Origin of the sequence: uncultured Rothia sp. (assembly GCF_937976295.1) — a bacterium.
Classification (GTDB): Bacteria; Actinomycetota; Actinomycetes; order Actinomycetales; family Micrococcaceae; genus Rothia.
The window spans coordinates 1-5872 of sequence record NZ_CALJRY010000348.1; the positions used below are offsets into that span (position 1 = coordinate 1).

General features: G+C 59.5%; 2 protein-coding genes. One reads left to right on the forward strand and one right to left on the reverse strand.

Annotated elements, in window-relative coordinates; all coding sequences use genetic code 11:
• A partial coding sequence (locus Q0216_RS09340) for a type II CAAX prenyl endopeptidase Rce1 family protein (RefSeq protein WP_298594796.1) occupies window positions 1-2077 on the reverse strand: 2077 nt, incomplete at its 3' end.
• Window positions 2078-2387: 310 nt separating this feature from the next.
• On the opposite strand from Q0216_RS09340, the gene Q0216_RS09345 reads away from it, so the two are divergent.
• Window positions 2388-5819 carry a hypothetical protein gene (locus Q0216_RS09345; RefSeq protein WP_298594798.1) on the forward strand — a complete coding sequence of 1144 codons (3432 nt, stop codon included), beginning with the start codon at window positions 2388-2390 and terminating at the stop codon, window positions 5817-5819.
• Window positions 5820-5872 lie beyond the last annotated feature (53 nt).

Consider the following 5872-nt stretch of genomic DNA (forward strand, 5'->3'; position numbering starts at 1 on the left):
CTGACAAGGCATTTTGCACGGGAATGCTCATCGTGGAGGTATCCGGCGCGTAGTTCTTCGAGGAAGGGTTCTTCGTATCGTCTGTCTGAGCGGCGGATGCGCTAGCGGTTCCCTTCTGCGGCGCGGCTGCATTCGACGCAGACCCGTGTGTCCCGGATTCGCGTACCGAAGAATCAGCTCGGTTCGAGCCCTGCTGAGTCTTCTGCGCGGAGGCGCGTGCAGCTTTCTGCGCCGCATCCAGATCTATGCCTGACGGAGCCTTTTCCGCTGCTGCGGGGGCAACCACGGCAGGCTTGAGTTCGTCGGCGATAGTCCTCGCCTGTGCAGACTGCGCGGGTTTATCGGCGATCTGCGCTTCTTGCCCGGTCGCGCGGGCGGCAGTATTCGCGGTCGTCGGACGCTCAGCCTGGGCTGACTCGTTAGTGTGTACCGGCTTTTGAGGCTGAGCCGATTCATGAGCCTGTGCCGGTTTGGCAGTTTGCGCCGGTTTCTGGGACTGGGCTGACTCATGAGTCGGCACAGATTCCTTGGCTGGCGCAGGCTTACCGATTGGTGCAGGCTTATTAGCCGGTGCCGAACCGTGAGCCGGTGCCGAACGCTCGGGCTGCGCGGGGGCAGAAGCCTTGGCCGACGTATCATTCTGCTCGCTCTTACGAGCGCCTTCCACAGGCTTCGCGGCGGGTGCCTGTGCAGCCGGTTTCTCCGCGATATTCCGCTCGGATGCACGATGTTCCTCAGCTGCTTGCGGGTTGGCGGGGGCAGCCGAAGACGCCGATTTTACCGAAGCATTATCCTGTGCGGGCTTGGCGTTCACCACCGCAGAGGCAGCAGGTTGTACAGGTTGTGATTGTACCGGCGCCTGCGACCCTTGCGGTGCAGAAGCAGAAGTATCAGCAGCAGGTGAAGCAGCAGCATTTTTCACGGACATACCGGGCTGTGTGGCCGCGTGCGCAGCACCCGAAGCCGGTGCTGCGGTGGCAGGCGCATCCGAGGAAGAAGCGGGCGCTTCCACACCCATTGACGCGCCCTCAGCCGAGGAGGCGGCAGCCGCATCCTGCCCCTGGTTCAGAGCGGCTTTCCTCTTTTGCCGGTAGGTGTACATGCACACGAGCCCGGCGAAGGCAAGCTGCAGAATAAGGGCCTGCACAAAGTCAAGCGGCTGTTCCTCACGAACCGCACCAAAGGGATCCTCCAAACCCAGCAGCCCAAAGATAAAAATCGAAACATTATTCGCAATATGCAGGCCGATACCGGCTTCAAGACCGCCGGTGTACCAGCACAAGAACCCGGCGATCAGAGCCATCGTCAGCACAGAAAGCAGACCCCACAGTCCGTAACCATGCAGCACCATAAAGATAGGCGCTGGAATAATAATTGCCCAAACGGGGTTCTTCAGCCACCGGCCCACGGTCTGCATGAGATAGCCGCGGAAGAGCAGTTCCTCGGCGTAGCACTGGAACGGAACTATCAACAGAATAAGCACAATGTACAGCCAGAACATGCCGGAATTCAGCGGATGCACGCTGTTCTGCGTGGTCAAAGAACCATCCAGAGCCGCGAACCCTACAAAGTAAAGACCGAAAATGAGGAACCCAAAGCCTAGGAAAACACTCAAATAGGACCACCGCATGCGGCCCGCAATGGAGTGAATTAGACCTAAGGGTTTGAAGTTGGTAATCAGGCGCGCAATAAAAATCGCCGGAATCACCGGAATGACGGTGCTAAGGAACGCAATAAAAACAAGCGGGGTTTTAAAAACGTTCGCGTAAACACGCTGCAGATCGGTCAGGTGATCGTAGGGGACGCGCAGCATCACGGCGGATGCCAGCAGCGCAAAGCTCACCATCAGCAGGAGCACAAAATAGATGCCGGCAATCAGCAAACCCTCAAGAACCGGGGTGAACCAACGCGCACGCGGGTTCACATGCGATAACCGGTGATAGGGCAGCTCGCTGGCGCGTTCCAGAAGCTCCTTACGGGTAAGGCGGTTACTCCTGTAATACTCAGCGGAGGCAAAGGTAGACTCAGCGCCGTACCCGTAACTTTCTGCCTGATGCGGGCTCAGCATCGTGGGCATATTTTGGGTATTAGTGACTGCGCCAGGTGGTTGGTTTGTTGGAATGAACTCAGAACCGTGATGTCCGGGTTCCTGCTGGTGATTAGTGCTCATAGTATCCATAATAGAGGGGACCCTCCCCCGAATGTCACACCGGGGCCATCTGTGCGGGTTGCCTTACGGTGTAATAATTTACCTGCCTATGAACTTTTCGGGCTTATATTTTATGGGAAATATGCCATAATTTGAGGGTTACCGTAGTTTAAAATTTGAGGCTACTCGTGCCTACGCTTCCGGGTGTTTTTGGCGCCAGTAGTGAAGGAAGGTTCAGATGGCTCTCGTCTTCAATCCGCCCCCAAATTGGCCCAAACCGCCTGCCGGGTGGTCTCCTACCCCGACGTGGCGGCCCGATCCCGCATGGGGTCCTGTTCCCGAAGGTTGGCAGCTGTGGATTGAGGAGCCCGAGCCTGAGAATGAGCAGGCGCCCTCGACGGCGGAGTCTTCATCTGCCGCATCGGGCTCTTCTGAGGGTTCTTCCAGCGCGAAGCCCTCGCCATCGTCAAGCTCTGAGCAGAGCGGTGAGTCTGCGCAGGCTTCCGCCCCGAAGCAGCGTACCGCGCCGACCATTTCCGAACAGTTTGCCGAGCAGAAAACTTCCCATCAGCAGACCCCTGAGCAGAAGACTCAGGCGGAGTCTGCCCATGTTCAGGATGCGGCGTCAGCCGGTTCCGAGTCGCGCGAGGTCGCGGGTGAGCGTGCGGGCGCATCCGGTCCCGGTGCAGCGGCAGGCTCTTCAGCCGATTCGCAGGTGCGTTCCGAGCAGAGCACTTCTGAGACTCCCGTGAACCGTCAGAGCGGCGCCACCGAGGCTCCAAAGCCTCAGGTTTCGGAGCCTACCCGCGAGCCCGCTCGTGATGCCCACAATGCCCCATCCGCGCCAGAGACGAGCGCACAGCAGCCGGGAGTCGCGCAGGGTTCGGGTGTTTCTTACGATGCGCGAGAGCCCCTCAGCGACGCACAGGATTCTCAGAGGTCCGCAAGTTCTGCCACTGCAGCAGGTGCCGAACGGCCCGAGGCTGCACGACAGGAGCCTGTATCTTCAGAATCCGCACAGCAGCAGGTTCCTTCACGCGAGTCACGCCCCGAGCAATCTCCGGATCAGTCTCAGGGTGAGCCTACGGATGCGCGCCCCCAGTCCGATGCGCGCGATTCGGCTGATTCGCGTGGTACCGAGGCTCAGGCATCTTCCCGACCGGCTACTCCCCCGCGCGGCACTTCCCAGGTTCCTCCCACGCAGCAGCGTTTTGAGGGGCAGCCTCAGGCTCCCGTGAATCAGCAGCAGTCGGGCTTTGCCGCGCAGAGTTCTCAGGAGCAGAACGCTCAGAACCGGGGTCAGCAGTCTCAGCCGCAGCAGCCCGCACAGTCTCAACACGTTACTCAGACTCAACAGCCCGGGCAATCTCAGCAGCCGCAGTCTTTTGAGGCCCAGCGCCAGCAAGAATTTGCCCAGCGTCAGCAACAGGAGTCTACACAGCGCCAGCAGAGCTTCAATCAACAGCAGGGCTCTGGCTCTGATCAGCCTCAGCAGGATTTTGCGCAGCGTCAATCGAGTTCAAACGTTTCGCAGTCTCAGACGCCGGGAAGCGGCTCTCAGCAGCAGGGATTTGCATCGCAGAATTCCCAGCAGAATTTTGGTGCTCAGTCTCAGCAGGCTGCGCAGTCACAGCAGGGCTTTGGCGGTCAGGCTCAGCAGAATCGGGCGCCTCAAGCGCAGGGTTCGCAGAACCAGCAGCAGCCTCGCGGGTTTGATGCGCAGGCTCCTCAGCCTTGGCAGAATCAGCCCGGTCAGCAGCAGTTCAGCCAGTCCCGTGAGCAGAATCAGTCTCAGCCGCAGCAGCCCGCACAGTCTCAGCAGGGTCAGCAGCCGCAGTCTTTTGAGGCCCAGCGTCAGCAAGAATTTGCCCAGCGTCAGCAGCAGGATTCTACACAGCGCCAGCAGAACTTCAACCAGCAACAGCAGGGCTCTGAGCAGCGTCAAGGTTTTGCGCAGCAGAACCAGGGATCCGAGCAGCAGGGCCTAAGCGCCCAGTCCCAGCAGGGATTTGCCGGGCAGAACGCTCAGGAGCGAAGCGCTCAAGCGCAGGATCCGCGAACCCAGAGTACCCAAAGCCAGGGCGCTCAGAACCGAGATACCCAGGGTCAGAGTGCCCCGAATCAGGGTTCGCAGGCGCAGCAGTCCCAGAGTCGAGAGCAGCAGAGCCAGCAGGGATTCGCTCAGCCGCAGTCTCAGCAGCAGCAATCCGGCCAGGTGCGGCCCGGACAATTCCAGTCAGGATATTCTCAGTCCGGTCAGCCTCAGCAGGGACAGGGTCAGTCCGGTCAGTCGTACCAGGGACAACAGCCTCAGCAGGGGCAGGATCGGTCACGCTCGGGCTTTGGTGCGGGTGCCGCCGTCGGCGCTGCCGCAGGTTCCGCAGCGGGCGCGGGTGCAGCGGCCTCCTCCGGGGCGGGCGCATCCGGCGCTTCGGCTCAGCAGCAGGGTTCTCAGAGCCAAAATACGCAGAGTCAGAATGCCCAACAAGATCAGAGCTCTCAGTCGGGACAGAATCAGCAGCACTCGGTGCAGAACGCTTCGAACCAGCAGGGTAACCAGTTCCAGGGGCAGGGTCAGCCCAACCAATTCCAGGGCTCGCAGTCGCAGCAGAACCAGCCTCAGCAGGGTCAGTACCAGGCCGGTCAATCGCAGCAGTTCCAGCAGCAGAACGGTGCTCAGAATAATAACGTTCAGAACAGCGGTTTTGCTCAGGGTTCGTACAATCAGAACCAGTCGAACCAGAATCAGCAATACTCCGAGTCAAACACCTCGGATGCGCTCAACGGGTTCACTGCGGCGGCAGCATCCGGGTTCAGCGATTCACCGTATGCAAACGGTCAGACTCCCTTCAACCAGCCCGAGAAGCCGAAGCGCCCGTTCTTTGCGACTCCCGCCGGGTGGAGCGTCATCGCCGGTGCTGTGGCGCTGTTGATTATTATCATTCTGGTACTGATTTTCACCCTGCCGCGCGGATCTTCCAATGCAGCAGCATCGGAAAGCCCCGCCGAGTCATCATCGGCAGCCTCGGCATCGTCAGAGAGCTCGGCAAGCTCATCGCCCGCCGAGCTGAAGAATGTTGAAGCGAAACTGCCCAGCGGCGATTTCAAGGAGTACAAGGGCAAAGATAAGCAGACCATCGATATCGAGAAGCCCAAGGGCAACGATTCGAAGGCTATCGTCTACTATGAGTTCACCCCCTCCAAAGAATCCAACTCGCGCCATTCCCTGGAGGGGCGCACGGGGGACGATAAAACTTCCAGCTTCGCTCTGTACACCTCCGCGCTGACCAAAGATAAAATCTCGGGCACCCTGTGGATGGACTTGAAGACTTCCAGCCCCACCCGCAAGGTGAATGTCGATAGTGAGGGCGAGTGGCTTATTCGCGTCTACGATGCTTCCTCCGCACCGAAGATTTCTAAGGGCGAGAAGATCAGCGCCGCGTTCAACTCCTACGCCGTGATCTACTCGGGCGGCTCGGGCACTTTGGAGGCTGGCTACGAGCGCAGGCCGGTAATGAACCTGCGCGTGATGGATGCGGCCCGCTCGAACGATGTCATCTTGGAATCCAGCACCTCAGAGTTCCAGGGCACCGCGAAGTTTGACGCTTCCGAAGATGTTTACTTGGCGATTAACTCCTTCCAGGGCACCTGGAACGTCGGTATTCGCTAAGTAGCCGATAACTTCTTGGTCTAAACCGAGATAGAGAAGACCCCCGCATCGTC